General features: G+C 47.1%; 9 protein-coding genes and 2 CRISPR repeat arrays. Of the genes, 4 read left to right on the top strand and 5 right to left on the bottom strand.

Annotated features, from left to right (window positions below; all coding sequences use genetic code 11):
- Positions 1 to 52 precede the first annotated feature (52 nt).
- The 3 genes from ACO6VG_RS19760 to ACO6VG_RS19750 are packed head-to-tail and all read left to right on the top strand — an operon-like array spanning position 53 to position 2,891.
- On the top strand, positions 53 to 286 hold the full coding sequence (locus tag ACO6VG_RS19760) for a FeoA family protein (RefSeq protein ID WP_422410040.1): 234 nt from the start codon (positions 53 to 55) through the stop codon (positions 284 to 286).
- Positions 283 to 2,637 carry a Fe(2+) transporter permease subunit FeoB gene (gene feoB, locus ACO6VG_RS19755; RefSeq protein WP_422475255.1) on the top strand — a complete coding sequence of 785 codons (2,355 nt, stop codon included), beginning with the start codon at positions 283 to 285 and terminating at the stop codon, positions 2,635 to 2,637. Before ACO6VG_RS19760 ends, feoB begins: the two co-directional genes overlap by 4 nt.
- Positions 2,637 to 2,891: a FeoC-like transcriptional regulator gene (locus tag ACO6VG_RS19750; protein WP_422138064.1), complete on the top strand. Its 255-nt coding sequence runs from the start codon at positions 2,637 to 2,639 to the stop codon at positions 2,889 to 2,891. The genes feoB and ACO6VG_RS19750 overlap by 1 nt, the downstream gene beginning before the upstream one ends.
- Here ACO6VG_RS19750 and ACO6VG_RS19745 read toward each other — a convergent pair.
- Positions 2,863 to 3,336 carry a methyltransferase domain-containing protein gene (locus tag ACO6VG_RS19745; RefSeq protein ID WP_422441830.1) on the bottom strand — a complete coding sequence of 158 codons (474 nt, stop codon included), beginning with the start codon at positions 3,334 to 3,336 and terminating at the stop codon, positions 2,863 to 2,865. The genes ACO6VG_RS19750 and ACO6VG_RS19745 overlap by 29 nt on opposite strands.
- A gap of 216 nt (positions 3,337 to 3,552) precedes the next feature.
- On the opposite strand from ACO6VG_RS19745, the gene ACO6VG_RS19740 reads away from it, so the two are divergent.
- Positions 3,553 to 4,347, top strand: coding sequence for a hypothetical protein (locus ACO6VG_RS19740; RefSeq protein WP_422475253.1), 795 nt, complete (start codon positions 3,553 to 3,555; stop codon positions 4,345 to 4,347).
- 266 nt (positions 4,348 to 4,613) lie between these two features.
- Positions 4,614 to 9,148: a CRISPR direct-repeat array (repeat unit 28 nt; unit sequence GTTCACTGCCGTGCAGGCAGCTTAGAAA).
- Positions 9,149 to 9,247: 99 nt separating this feature from the next.
- Positions 9,248 to 9,518: direct repeats of the CRISPR family, unit length 28 nt; unit sequence GTTCACTGCCGTGCAGGCAGCTTAGAAA.
- A 245-nt stretch (positions 9,519 to 9,763) separates the two neighbouring features.
- Here ACO6VG_RS19740 and cas6f read toward each other — a convergent pair.
- From cas6f to csy1, 4 genes are read right to left on the bottom strand one after another with little or no spacing between them, the layout of a single operon-like run.
- Positions 9,764 to 10,348, bottom strand: coding sequence for a type I-F CRISPR-associated endoribonuclease Cas6/Csy4 (gene cas6f / locus ACO6VG_RS19735; RefSeq protein WP_422475251.1), 585 nt, complete (start codon positions 10,346 to 10,348; stop codon positions 9,764 to 9,766).
- A 9-nt stretch (positions 10,349 to 10,357) separates the two neighbouring features.
- The gene (csy3, locus tag ACO6VG_RS19730) at positions 10,358 to 11,335 is read right to left on the bottom strand and encodes a type I-F CRISPR-associated protein Csy3 (RefSeq protein WP_422138060.1); all 978 of its coding nucleotides are present in this window, start codon (positions 11,333 to 11,335) and stop codon (positions 10,358 to 10,360) included.
- 13 nt (positions 11,336 to 11,348) lie between these two features.
- Positions 11,349 to 12,545, bottom strand: coding sequence for a type I-F CRISPR-associated protein Csy2 (gene csy2 / locus ACO6VG_RS19725; protein WP_422138059.1), 1,197 nt, complete (start codon positions 12,543 to 12,545; stop codon positions 11,349 to 11,351).
- Positions 12,542 to 14,029, bottom strand: coding sequence for a type I-F CRISPR-associated protein Csy1 (gene csy1, locus ACO6VG_RS19720; protein ID WP_422475249.1), 1,488 nt, complete (start codon positions 14,027 to 14,029; stop codon positions 12,542 to 12,544). The genes csy2 and csy1 overlap by 4 nt, the downstream gene beginning before the upstream one ends.
- Positions 14,030 to 14,033: the final 4 nt, after the last annotated feature.

Genomic DNA, 14,033 nt, shown 5'->3' with positions numbered 1-14,033 from the left:
AGCACTCTCTCCCGCTTGCTGTTCGTTCCGGGAGGAGGCTTGGGAGATTGTGATGACGGTCACTTTAGGGGATCTCCGGACAGGAGAGGAAGCTCGGGTCTTCGCTTTCAGGGAAGCAGGCTCAGCCTATCGTCGTAAGCTTCTGGCCATGGGCCTGACGCCTGGAACCTGTTTCAGAGTATGCCGGGTCGCGCCTCTGGGTGACCCTATTCAGCTCCAGGTTCGGGGATTTCAACTCAGTCTGCGTCGTCACGAAGCGGCAGCCGTTGAAGTGACTCGTCTATGAACGAACATGTGTTTGCGATTGTAGGCAACCCTAATTGCGGCAAAACCACTTTATTCAACAGTTTGACGGGGGCCAGTCAGCATGTAGGCAATTGGCCTGGTGTTACTGTAGAAAAGCGCAGTGGCCGCTATGAGTATAAAAGCCAGCTCGTTGAAGTGGTTGACCTGCCTGGTACCTATTGTCTGGACGTGGTTGATGATCAGGTATCGATGGATGAGCGCATTGCCCGTGACTTTATCCTTGCCCGTGAAGCTGAGTTGATCGTCAACGTTGTCGATGCTGCAAATATTGAGCGTAACCTGTATCTGACCACACAGCTGTTGGATATGGGACTCCCCGTTCTTGTTGTCCTCAACATGATGGATGTTGCCAGGGACAAAGGTCTCAAGATCAATGCTGAAAAGCTGTCCGAACAGCTCGGTTGCCCTGTTCATGCCATGATAGCCTCCAGAAACAAAGGAACACCGGGGCTCAAGGATCTTATTAATCAATGCTTTTTTAAAGGAGTTGAACCGGCAAAGCCGCAATATCTGGGAAGCGTTCTGGAAGAATCTGTTACTTGCCTGCAGGCACGTGTTGCCAGTGAGATTGAAGATCGCTCAATTGCACGTTGGGTGTCGCTTAAATTACTGGAGGGCGAGGCCGGTTTTGTTGACCAGGTTTCTCAGGGTCTGTTGGAGGCTGCGGTTTTGGCGCGATCCCAACTTGAGGACGCCTATGATGCAGAGATGGATATCCTGGTGGCAAACGGTCGTTATGAAAGCATCAGCCTCATCATGAAGGATACTGTCAAAAGCATGGGGAATGTAAGTCAAGGTCTTACTGAGCGTGTCGACCGCATTGTCCTGAATCGACTGGTGGGGTTGCCGGTTTTCTTTGGTGTTATGTATCTGATGTTCATGTTCTCTGTGAACATAGGCAGTGCTTTTATAGACTTTTTCGATATTCTCTCAGGCACTTTCTTTGTCGATGGTGTGAGCCATCTGCTTGAAAGTATCGATGCGCCGGACTGGATTATTGCGCTGCTGGCCAAAGGTGTCGGTGGCGGTATCCAGACTGTCTCTACCTTCATACCGGTAATTGCTTTTCTGTTCCTGTTCCTTTCAGTACTGGAGGATTCAGGTTATATGGCCAGAGCCGCCTTTGTTATGGACAGGGCAATGCGTTTTCTGGGTCTTCCCGGAAAGGCTTTTGTGCCTATGTTGGTTGGGTTTGGCTGTAACGTACCGGCCATTATGGCGACCCGGACGCTGGAAAATCAGCAGGACCGGATGCTGACCATTGCCATGGCGCCTTTTATGTCCTGTGGTGCGCGTCTTCCTGTTTATGCGTTATTTGCTGCGGCCTTCTTTCCCGGTTTCGGCCAGAATGTGGTTTTTACACTCTACCTGACGGGTATTCTGGCTGCGGTGGTAACGGGTTTGATGCTGAAGAAGAGTCTCTTCAGTGGAGAGGTTACACCTTTTGTTATGGAGTTACCTAACTATCACAGGCCGTCAGTCAAGCATGTACTGCTGAGAACCTGGAGCCGACTGAAAGCCTTCTTGTTCAGGGCAGGTAAAGCCATAGTTCTCGTAGTAATGATACTCAATACCCTGAACTCTGTAGGAACTGACGGCAGTTTTGGCCATGAAGACACCCGGTCATCAGCGCTCAGTAAAATAGGTCAAACCATTTCACCTGCTTTTGCTCCCATGGGTATGTCAGAAGATAACTGGCCAGCGGCTGTTGGCCTGTTCACAGGCATTCTGGCAAAAGAGGCGGTGGTTGGCACGCTAAACTCCATGTACACCTCCATCGCTGAGCAGGAGAATGGCACTCAAGCCCAAGCCCATAATTTTGACTTTATGTCTGGTTTTAAGGAGGCCATGGCAACCATTCCTGTCAATCTTTCAGAGGTGGTATCTTCTCTGGCAGATCCTCTTGGACTCAGTGTTGGTGATTTGAGTAATCTGGAATCAGTAGCGCAGGACCAGGCAGTGGAAGTTTCCACCTTCGCGGTCATGCAAAGACTGTTCATCAGTGATGCGGCTGTCGTCGCTTATCTCCTGATGATCCTGCTCTACACACCCTGTGTTGCAGCCCTGGGGGCTATTTATCGGGAATCAGGCCTTCGCTGGACATTCTTTGTGGCGGGCTGGACTTTCTTCATGGGATATTCAGTGGCTACTCTATACTACCAGCTGTCCCGAATCACTATTCAACCACTGACATCCCTGAGCTGGCTGTCCATTATAATACTGGCCATGGCTCTGGTGTTTCTGCTACTCAGGAGGGCAGGGCAGAGATTGCTATTCACTTCAGAAGATTTACCCGCTGAAACACTCAGAAGCTCTTCAGGAAGCCATTGATGCTGCTATCAATCAGAGATTTTCTGTCAGAAAAAGGTATCTGTACTTTGGCTGAACTGAGTCAGCATTTTGAAGTAGACCCTGAAGCCATGCAGGCCATGCTGAGTCACTGGGTCAGGAAAGGAAAAGTGGTGGAGGAGTCATCCGGCTGCAAACAGGGGTGTGTCAGTTGTGGGCCTGAACAATTGATTGTCTATCGTTGGTTAAGCTCGAGTCACTACGATCTCATTCCTGTCTGTGTTCAGAGTGATTAACCCGATATCGATAGACTGGGCTAAGGTATAAATCGTTAGCCTTATTCGTACGTTCAGGCTGCCATCCCGGTAGCCTGAATGTGTGGCTGACGATGTAACAGCCATCCTTAAGTTTCTCCTTGAATGCCCCGGATAACTTTTCCATAGCGCCCGGATAGAGATAGCATACGACCAATCCGGCTTCTTCCCATTGATGTTGAAAAATATCCTGCTGAATGATGATGACATTTTTTAGATGGCTGCAGCGTATTCGGCTGATCCAGTAGGGGAGGGGAGAACGTTCAATTCCGAAGATGATGCGGTCAGGATAGGCATTTGCCAACACTGAAATCAGAGAACCAAAACCACAGCCCAGTTCATAAATGTTGCCATCGACCCTTGAAGGCAGGGTTTCCAGTAGTTTTACTCTTACCTTGCCAGAGGAGGGTGTTGGAGTGATGCCCAAACGCAGGCTCCAAAAGACAATGGTCGTAGTTATCAGGCAGCCTGCAAAAAAGATCAGAATCAGAATTGTGTGTTCAAAGTTAATCATTCCCTTAAAGAACTTTATTACCCGCCAGGTTTTTATATTGCTCTTTATTTGACGCTTTGATCAAGTTCTGGCTGGACAGTTTTGCTGTATGAACTAGCTTACAAACAGAGTCTCAAGTCAAGTAGTGCGATGAATAGTGCAATAAACAGTGCGATATATAGTGCGATAAACAGTACGTTGAGAAAATTGGCGATCACTGGCGTTTTCTCATTGGTCACAATCGTCATTTGGCCTCTCTATGCAGCCGAACCTGTCCCGTCTATTGAAAGTCTGGATGCAGGCTTCCAAAAACTGCAATCAGTACTTGGGCGGTATGAGCCGATGCATGCCAGGCAGTTCCGTATCATTATTGACAAGGAGTATAAAAATAAACCTGTCGAAAATGAGCCAGAAACACTGACCATCTCTAAGGGTGAGGTGCTCATTGGTAATCCTTATCGAATGGCGGATGGCATCGCTTTTGATACGATTGAAGCCATCAGGAATACGTTTTACGAAATTAATAAACATGATCAGCGCAAGAAAAAGTTTCGTGAGCACCGCTATCTGGCGATTCGCTACGTATTAAGAATAGATGCCGAACATCAATGGCATTTTGAAAGCAGTGTACTGTCCCACAGTGATCCTGCCGTGGTGGAGTCCCATGCCCTTACAGGCAATGTCGACTGGCTGAAAAACGGCTTTGAGCTGACAGGTTTTACCTCGGGTGTTGCATACACAGCGGGAGTTAAGCCTTTGCCCATAGCGGTCTATGCTCAATTAAAATTTATACGTGCCGGTGATGAATTGTATATTGATGATCGATGGCAGGATTATAAAATGACCAAAGGTCCCAATGGCAAGCTACTGCCATTCCCGGATTTCAATCAGCCCGTCGGGCGCCCTCAGTCCTGGTACAGTCGGGAAGCTTCTTACTATGAATAAAAGCCCGTCGTCGTCTATCGCGATGCACTTTGGCTGCCAGATGGTTTGGGAGCATAGTTGGCTTATATTTGCGCCACCGACTTTGCTGGTTTGATTTTTTTGGGTGTTTGCAACAGAGTGACATTTTCCTGATTTTGACCAAAAATATTCGCTCTTTAAAAAGATGTTAAAAATCATATGGTTATAAATGGCTCAAAAAATTGGGGTGAATTTGATATTTATTCCTAAGTTGCTGTTATATAAGTGGTTTGATGCTTTATACTCTGGTTCACTGCCGTGCAGGCAGCTTAGAAATTGAGGGAGTTTTTTAATTAGATCATCTGTCAGTTCACTGCCGTGCAGGCAGCTTAGAAAATGATGATGTGTCTGGGTACGCCTTCATTAATGTTCACTGCCGTGCAGGCAGCTTAGAAAGTCTGCCGGAGAGTTCCGGGCAACGATCCGGGCGTTCACTGCCGTGCAGGCAGCTTAGAAAAAGGTGAAAAGGAGCCACGTTTACCGGACTTCGTTCACTGCCGTGCAGGCAGCTTAGAAATTATCGGTTAATCATTATCTAGGAGTAAAAATTGTTCACTGCCGTGCAGGCAGCTTAGAAATGGCCATTATATAGACCGCAAGCAAAATCAGTGTTCACTGCCGTGCAGGCAGCTTAGAAAAGAGACGAAAATCGTCGAGAAATTCAGGAAGTGTTCACTGCCGTGCAGGCAGCTTAGAAATGATAGCCAGTATCAGGCATGAGCTGGAAGGGGTTCACTGCCGTGCAGGCAGCTTAGAAACAGAGGCAAATACAACGGCAAAAAGATCCAGGGTTCACTGCCGTGCAGGCAGCTTAGAAACGTCGCCCGTCGCCCAGTGGCAACCGGTAAACGTTCACTGCCGTGCAGGCAGCTTAGAAAAATATAGGGGACTGGTTCGTACGTGACTCACGGTTCACTGCCGTGCAGGCAGCTTAGAAAGTCACTCCTTTTTTCAAAATAACTATCAAGAAGTTCACTGCCGTGCAGGCAGCTTAGAAAACCGGACCCGCTCGCCCTGGCCGGGGCTTCATGTTCACTGCCGTGCAGGCAGCTTAGAAATTTAGAGAGCAATTCCAAATCGTCCAGATCTTCGTTCACTGCCGTGCAGGCAGCTTAGAAAGCTCATTGTTGATGCTATTCAGTGGGATGGACGTTCACTGCCGTGCAGGCAGCTTAGAAAAACAGTAGCAACTAACCCCTTTATCACCTGCCGTTCACTGCCGTGCAGGCAGCTTAGAAAGCAAATATTTTGCTGCAAAAACCAACGGTTACCGTTCACTGCCGTGCAGGCAGCTTAGAAACATATTTAATACATACCATAATGATTACCTCTGTTCACTGCCGTGCAGGCAGCTTAGAAATGGTGGAAAAACTCTGAAGATTTATGGGCAAACGTTCACTGCCGTGCAGGCAGCTTAGAAAAGAACCGCCTCACGACATCCAGCACCGCCATCGTTCACTGCCGTGCAGGCAGCTTAGAAAATGGCGGATAACTGCACCGCTTGCTGTGATGAGTTCACTGCCGTGCAGGCAGCTTAGAAAATACATCCACCCACGCTACCGCCATCCAGCCCGTTCACTGCCGTGCAGGCAGCTTAGAAAACTAATTGACCCTGCTACTCAGATTAGAGCGAGTTCACTGCCGTGCAGGCAGCTTAGAAAAGTGACCACATGACGGGCATTGGTAAGTTTCATGTTCACTGCCGTGCAGGCAGCTTAGAAAGCAACGAAAAACACAGCCAGATCACATACGGTGTTCACTGCCGTGCAGGCAGCTTAGAAAGTTAAAACTTCGTCCGTACCTGTTTGGCAATAGTTCACTGCCGTGCAGGCAGCTTAGAAAAGGCTCTGGAAAAATTGCCATCAACCTGACGGGTTCACTGCCGTGCAGGCAGCTTAGAAATTGCAGCCAATGTTTGCAGGAGAAATAACCAAGTTCACTGCCGTGCAGGCAGCTTAGAAAGTCAATAGTCATGTTCTGTACCACCATCACCGGTTCACTGCCGTGCAGGCAGCTTAGAAAACCGGTATCACTTGCACCGCCTTTTCTTTACCGTTCACTGCCGTGCAGGCAGCTTAGAAAAAGAACAGATTAAGTTCACTCCCTGGGTCATAGTTCACTGCCGTGCAGGCAGCTTAGAAAAATGATATTGACTGCCCCAGTAATTTTAAACGGTTCACTGCCGTGCAGGCAGCTTAGAAAGTGGTCTGATAGGCGCTTTTGAACTCTTGAATGTTCACTGCCGTGCAGGCAGCTTAGAAATTTCTCTCACTGCTCAGAATGCGATGGCCGAAGTTCACTGCCGTGCAGGCAGCTTAGAAATCATTGGTTTGACGTGGGATCGGGTCCACTTTGTTCACTGCCGTGCAGGCAGCTTAGAAAGACAATAAAATATGGGCTTCCACTATCTTTTAGTTCACTGCCGTGCAGGCAGCTTAGAAAAACAGGGTTGGCAGCCATGGTTAAGCATATAAGTTCACTGCCGTGCAGGCAGCTTAGAAAAGAACAATACTGGTCAGTTTCACAACTAGAACGTTCACTGCCGTGCAGGCAGCTTAGAAATGTCCTGGGAAAATGCCGGTGCGTGAGCTCTCATTCACTGCCGTGCAGGCAGCTTAGAAACTTGTTTTGAGTCTGCCAAGGCGATGGTAGATGTTCACTGCCGTGCAGGCAGCTTAGAAATGTCAAGCCCCACCCAAAACCACAATCCTCGGGTTCACTGCCGTGCAGGCAGCTTAGAAAAGTTCCACCATCGTGCTTTTGCTCATGGTAGGGTTCACTGCCGTGCAGGCAGCTTAGAAAATGTGACTCCCTCACTTCGAACCACCAGAGAAGTTCACTGCCGTGCAGGCAGCTTAGAAAATGTGACTCCCTCACTTCGAACCACCAGAGAAGTTCACTGCCGTGCAGGCAGCTTAGAAACGAGTGAGTAATGCTCCAGGTAGCCTTTTACGCGTTCACTGCCGTGCAGGCAGCTTAGAAAGTATCAAACGGCTTGTGTCTGATATTAATTACGTTCACTGCCGTGCAGGCAGCTTAGAAAAGACCAGTTCCAGCCAAGGCCATTTTCAGACAGTTCACTGCCGTGCAGGCAGCTTAGAAAGCCGAACCATCATCCATATCCACTTCAGGATCGTTCACTGCCGTGCAGGCAGCTTAGAAATGAATAAACATAATCTGAGACAATATCGAATGGTTCACTGCCGTGCAGGCAGCTTAGAAAAAATTATTAGATTTATGTGAGACTGGCGGCAAGTTCACTGCCGTGCAGGCAGCTTAGAAAATGCTACGCATGAGCTGTAGAAAGATCAGTGTGTTCACTGCCGTGCAGGCAGCTTAGAAACATCTCTTCCAAGTAGCCTTTGGCTCGCTCGTGTTCACTGCTGTGCAGGCAGCTTAGAAAAGCTCGGTGAGTATGAACATGAGCCAGATGAGGTTCACTGCCGTGCAGGCAGCTTAGAAAGAAAATATTTATTCAGGAGTTGAATATATGGAGTTCACTGCCGTGCAGGCAGCTTAGAAAAGCCAGGTCTTGGGGCTTTTTAACAGCTGTTTGTTCACTGCCGTGCAGGCAGCTTAGAAATTCCGGGTCTGGCCTGTGCTTATGGTGTCTACGTTCACTGCCGTGCAGGCAGCTTAGAAAAGAGGCAGCGGTTTCATAAAGGACTGTGAAAAGTTCACTGCCGTGCAGGCAGCTTAGAAAGACAGCCGTTATAACGGGCTCTACGCAAATATGTTCACTGCCGTGCAGGCAGCTTAGAAATGCTTCTTCGGAAATGGCGGAGACTTCGCCGAGTTCACTGCCGTGCAGGCAGCTTAGAAATTGAATGGTAAAAAGGCTAACGTCATCAGACCGTTCACTGCCGTGCAGGCAGCTTAGAAAAACGCTCGCCACATTCGTGCACAAAATCCAAGGTTCACTGCCGTGCAGGCAGCTTAGAAAAGTGTCGCCAGACCGGCCCACGTATTTTTTTGTTCACTGCCGTGCAGGCAGCTTAGAAAATGACCAATATCACCCGACCATAATCAGGATGGTTCACTGCCGTGCAGGCAGCTTAGAAAAATAAACGAGCAAACACCCAATCAACAAAAGAGTTCACTGCCGTGCAGGCAGCTTAGAAATTTCCTGCTATGACCAGTCATAGCAGTACAAAGTTCACTGCCGTGCAGGCAGCTTAGAAAATGAATCCATCCAGTAAGAATCTCGGTCATTAGTTCACTGCCGTGCAGGCAGCTTAGAAAGCTCAACAATACTTGCAGCAACTTCAGCCGGAGTTCACTGCCGTGCAAGCAGCTTAGAAAGTTTTAAAGCGTTTCTGAGGGTCTACGTGCCAGTTCACTGCCGTGCAGGCAGCTTAGAAAATTCGGCAATGTCAGAGGCTATTATGTCGTGAGTTCACTGCCGTGCAGGCAGCTTAGAAAATAGTCAGGAGTCGTGCCCGGTTTAACTCCAGGTTCACTGCCGTGCAGGCAGCTTAGAAAGAAATGTTCGGTCATGTCGGTTGGTTCGTCACGTTCACTGCCGTGCAGGCAGCTTAGAAATGATGGCCGTCCATTTTATTCAGTTCGTTGATGTTCACTGCCGTGCAGGCAGCTCAGAAAGTGATAATAGCGGCGCAATCCCTGTTGGTAGCGTTCACTGCCGTGCAGGCAGCTTAGAAAAACACGTTCTATCATGAACTGCGGAGTATGTTTGTTCACTGCCGTGCAGGCAGCTTAGAAAGCCGATACCAGCGGCTCCCTATCAGTGTTAAAGTTCACTGCCGTGCAGGCAGCTTAGAAAGTTAGCCCGACCGATAGCGGTTTGTTTAGTGAGTTCACTGCCGTGCAGAGGGCAGGCAGCTTAGAAAATTTGTAGCCATTAGGTCGACCAATCGCCGTTTGTTCACTGCCGTGCAGGCAGCTTAGAAAGCTCCCGAATGTCTTCTGCAGATAACGTCTTCCGTTCACTGCCGTGCAGGCAGCTCAGAAAATTAAAAGGAGGAATGTTAGTTGATGAAAGCTGTTCACTGCCGTGCAGGCAGCTTAGAAACTTTCCGAGCTGGCCAAGTCGGTTCAGACAGCGTTCACTGCCGCACAGGCAGCTTAGAAAACGGGCACCAGCACATAACTGACCCCGCCCGAAGTTAACTGCCGCACAGGCAGCTTAGAAATTTGGACACCTGCCTTTATCCGAACTTAAGCCGTTCATTGTCGCAGAAGCAGTGAACAAAAAAATTCGAGTTAAGCGAGTTTTGAGACTTTACTATGCTGCCTGCCTGTGCGGCAGTGAACCGTCGAACTTTAAAAAACGTTACAACAATAACTTATGAATAATTGAGCGGTTAACCCAATAATCTAGGTGTATTTTGTAACTGTTTGATTTATATAATATTTTTAAAGGCAGTTAAATAAAGGGTCAAAAATGAGGTAAAGCACCTCCCTTTGACAGTCCGTATAAATTAAATGTTGTCCCATTCATCATGACATTCTGGGTAAACTCACCTCCAATGAAGAGTTTGAAACGCTTTTTCTTGCTCAAGCTCTTCATCCATATGAATGGTGCTTTGCTGTATTGAGGTTGTAGATGCTTCCTCTCTTCCATCGCCTGTTCAAAGCTGGTGCCACTGCGTTTTGCCGCCCGCCGAGCCAAGCGCTCAATATTAGACTTAAACTGCAGCCGTTGGAAAATGACATAGTCTTTGATACCGTCAGGCACTGGCTTTATGGGTGACAGGTGAACGTAGTCCCTGAGCCTGTTCAACGATTGTGTCATATTAAGCTCGACTAACTGACTTTCGTTTATGGCAAATGCCCTCAACTTTCGACCCAGCCTGTGCTGTTCATCACTGAATTCCGGGAAGGCAATGCCAACGGATGAACTTCCATCAGCATTCTGTTGGTCAACCAGAGCCAGATGCACCTGCTGAAAGATCTTCTCCCAAAGAAAGTGATGGCCAATTTCTTCATTAGGGATAAGTGTTAGCTCAATATAATGCTTCATCATCCCCCCTTATGAATCAGCTTTTCTGCTAAATACACCACCACGGATCAGATTAGCTAATACATAATTTTTCTGATTTTCAGTGATCAGTTTGTCGTTAACCCAGTTAAGCATTAGGGTATAGAGATCGGTCTTACTTTTTCGATAAGCTTGGGCTTGCTGTGTAACAGCGCCATAAGGCTCAACAGCGATGGGGAAATCAGCCGGTGTTTGGTCTGTTCCATACCAGTCATCAATAGTGCGAATGGCATTGCCGACTTTTACGCTGTGCAATGCGGCACAGTTGCCAAGTTTAAAAAGCACTTTTTTCTTTTCGCCCATATTCATTTCCTGAGAAGGGAATACGTGCTGACCAACCCCTTGTTTGACAAAAGCATTGACGGTTAAGCAGACAAAATGATCGTCATTATTCAAGCCGACGTACATAGCACTGGCAATTTGCGATAAATCTTCATTCTCCCGTTGAGAGTTGAAGTCATTAAGCGGGAAGTCATAACCATTGAATGTTTTTGGAGATTCGTCACCCACACGGATTTGTACTGATATTTTCTCTGCACAAACACGGTTACGCCAGAGAAAACGGCCACTGGCTATGTTATAGGCATAGCGGAAAGCCAGCTCTTTTAGTCCATCAGATTTGTATTCTTTGGTTTTTTTGATAATGGCATTGGTAAATTCAGGATCGTTACAGCCAAAAGGTACACCAATTCCACCAACGACTCTCAGGGAGAAGCTGACCTTTAATGTATCCTTGTCATGGGGCAGGTTAGCATCATCATTATCAGATGACACAGGGTTTGGTTTGACTTTGTCGGCATCTTTAGTGCCAAAAGCGCTTTGAGTAGAGCGGTTTTTTCTTTGGGTGATGGTAATTTCAGACCAAAGCTTATCATCATCTTTATCCTTCCAATTACCCGCCATCATCAGGGCATCCGATGTTTCCAGCTTGCGTTCAAAAGCCAACATGCTCGGTAGTTTAATACTCATTCTTCTATCCTTTTTAGACCAGTTCATCTTCAGGGTTGTCGTATATCGCCAGAATCTGGTCGTCCAGATTTCCTGTGCTGGCAATAGTTTGTTGTGTTGTTTGTCTGCATAAGTACCAGCCATCTTCATACTGATAATGCCAAAGGCTGGCAGTAATATCCCCCTCTTCCCGGAAATGGTGAACGCCTTTCCATTCCCCCACTGAGTGGACGGACTCCACAAAACAGACCGGGGTTTCTGCATCACGGGTATTCAAAATTTCATTGTTGTCATAGACCGGTGAAATTGCTTTGTAACCCGTCATTATTGGTACAAGATAACCGCCTTCGGGTTTGGCCTGGTAACTCCAGTCTGCGGGGGTTTTGGCATCGGGCGCTATGTACTGTGCCCACTGTTGCAGTAAATGTTTATGCTCTTTACTGTCTTGTAGGTCAGAGAAAAAGGCTTTGAGTAAATCGGGAATCTCGCCCTCGTGAGTGGTCTCTAAATGCTTATTCCAGCACTCATAAAGCCCCTCGATGTCCTCGCCTGTTTTTGCCCGATCTTTGAGATATGTATTAATCAGGTTCGATTGGGGGCGGGCACGCTGTTTGAGTGCCGAAAAGTCCAGCCAGGCGTCGATTTGTTCAGTTTCTGGATTTTCCTCAAGGCATTTCTGGTAATGTTCAGCTAATGCTCCGGATCGGTCCATCAGGGCAAAGCCAGGCAACAATTGTCGTTTTAGTCGGTAAAAGTCATTGCTGTCGGTTAAATCAAAAAGGGCAACAGCGCCTATCTTCCAAATAGAGCCGCCAGCTAAACGCTGCCTGAGACACTGACCTTTGACCCATTCCAGCCATTCATTGGTCCGGCGTCCGGGAAGCCCCTCCACTGCGATTAACAATGACACCATCATATTCATCTTACCTTCTTCAATGATTGAAGGAGAACTGCCTTTGGCGACATTTTCGGCATCTTTCTCTAAATAGGCCGGATTTTTGCTTTGCAGAAAGCGGTCATTGTAGTTGCCATAGGTATGCACATGGTGTTCATGAGCAAAAACACTGCAGCCCTCTAACTTAAGATTGGAAAAACTTGAGCAAGCGTGTTTTCGAGCTAGATTATGGGAGAAGCCCAGAAAATGGGTGATGGCTGGAAACCCCCAAGTAAATCCGGCAATGGTATTGGCATTTTCTACCTTAATCCGGTTGATTAGTAGATACAGGCTCATGCATCGCCCCTCGGTTTTTGTTTGAATTTCACCTCTAGAGCAGGCGTTAGTTCTCGCAAAGCATCAGCCATTAGTAGAGTCCATAGCTTCCGGTGTGCAGGTTGTGGCGTGAACTGCTTATCTTTACCCGGTAGCTTGCTGTTTAACCAGACGGCAAAATCTTGGCTGATAACCTCTTGCCAATTGCTGCCTTTTCTTGCGGCTTGAAACGCTTCATCTTCTCGATAAGGGTCGAGAAAATACTGGTGCGCCTGTTTGAGTTTGATATCTGGTACATTGCTCCAGCCTGCTGGGAGTTTTTGAACTTCCTGCACGTAAAAAAGCACTGTATCTATAATGTGTTGCCCCCATTTAATCAGCCATTGCCTTTTTTGGGGATCACGAATACTGAGATCAAGACGTTCATTACGCATTAAAAAATTACGTAAGTATTCAATGTCGTCTCTTACTTCTCTGGCATGGATGCCCTGAAACAAAGATGAATGGTAAATGGGAGGTTTTAAATTACTTTTCCAGACAGGTGGTTGGCAAGAGAGCAACCTGATGGCGCCTCGACGCTTGCCATTGAGTGTAGTCGCATTTTGCGGCTGACTCTGAGTAGTCATTAGTTTGTTGACATCTGGAATCCAAAAGGTATTTCCTTCTGCGTATTTATTATTTTTTCTTGCTTTGTCTATTGACTTTTTGTCATTTTGGGCATCTTTGGAAAAGTGTGAATCGTATATCTTCTGAGCCAGTGATGATGATTTTAGCACACTCAATAAGTGGTATTTCTGGGGCTCTATGGGAAAGTATATTTGCTTCAACAAGGTGTCTGTTCTGGGTATTTGTGCCAGAACATCACGATACTTGCTTAACCAGGTGTTGAGTTCTTCAGGGCTTTCAGCAAAATGGTCCAATTCCGCATTACCGGTGTCGTAGATTGCATCAAACAGGTAAGTCTCGTTGTGCCTCAGCAGCAAAAACTTAATCTGCCTTGAGAATTTTGCATCTACGTAGGTGCCATCTACGATTTTGCGCTTTAAGCTACTGGTCGTTAAATAGCCCTCTTTTTGATTGTTTGAATAATCCAGTATGGATGAGCCAGAACTTTTTGAGTGTGACAGTTTGGCGGCGTGGGTTGCAGGCATGACACCACCACTGAGCTCCACTGACCGACATATCCAGATATTGTAAAAATCAGTTTTGTTGTTAATGCGCTGCAGCGGTAGCGAAAAGTCGCTGATCCATTCTTTTTCAAGAAGCTGTTGGTAGGCCTTTTCAAATAAGGGCCTGTTTTTACTGGTTGGTGGTTTTTTGTTAATGGGTTGGATAAGACGTTTAAATTCTCTTTGATCCTCTTGAGAGACTGTGACTAAACCTAATTGTTTAGAGAGGAATATCGCTACCAGCTCATCAATGTAGAGCTGCTGGTTGCCATGTTCTTTCAGGTCATCAATATAGTGCTTGATAACCTTATGCCAGCTGTTTAATTTTTCTACCATTCTC

Source organism: Endozoicomonas sp. ALB032, assembly GCF_049310125.1.
Classification (GTDB): Bacteria; Pseudomonadota; Gammaproteobacteria; order Pseudomonadales; family Endozoicomonadaceae; genus Endozoicomonas_A.
This window is presented reverse-complemented; position numbering and strand designations above follow the sequence as displayed.

Coding starts and splice junctions, on each gene's coding strand:
- ACO6VG_RS19760 (WP_422410040.1), top strand. CDS start 53: ATGACGGTCACTTTAGGGGATCTCCGGACAGGAGAGGAAGCTCGGGTC.
- feoB (WP_422475255.1), top strand. CDS start 283: ATGAACGAACATGTGTTTGCGATTGTAGGCAACCCTAATTGCGGCAAA.
- csy2 (WP_422138059.1), bottom strand. CDS start 12,545: ATGAGCCTGTATCTACTAATCAACCGGATTAAGGTAGAAAATGCCAAT.
- ACO6VG_RS19750 (WP_422138064.1), top strand. CDS start 2,637: ATGCTGCTATCAATCAGAGATTTTCTGTCAGAAAAAGGTATCTGTACT.
- csy3 (WP_422138060.1), bottom strand. CDS start 11,335: ATGAGTATTAAACTACCGAGCATGTTGGCTTTTGAACGCAAGCTGGAA.
- cas6f (WP_422475251.1), bottom strand. CDS start 10,348: ATGAAGCATTATATTGAGCTAACACTTATCCCTAATGAAGAAATTGGC.
- csy1 (WP_422475249.1), bottom strand. CDS start 14,029: ATGGTAGAAAAATTAAACAGCTGGCATAAGGTTATCAAGCACTATATT.
- ACO6VG_RS19740 (WP_422475253.1), top strand. CDS start 3,553: ATGAATAGTGCAATAAACAGTGCGATATATAGTGCGATAAACAGTACG.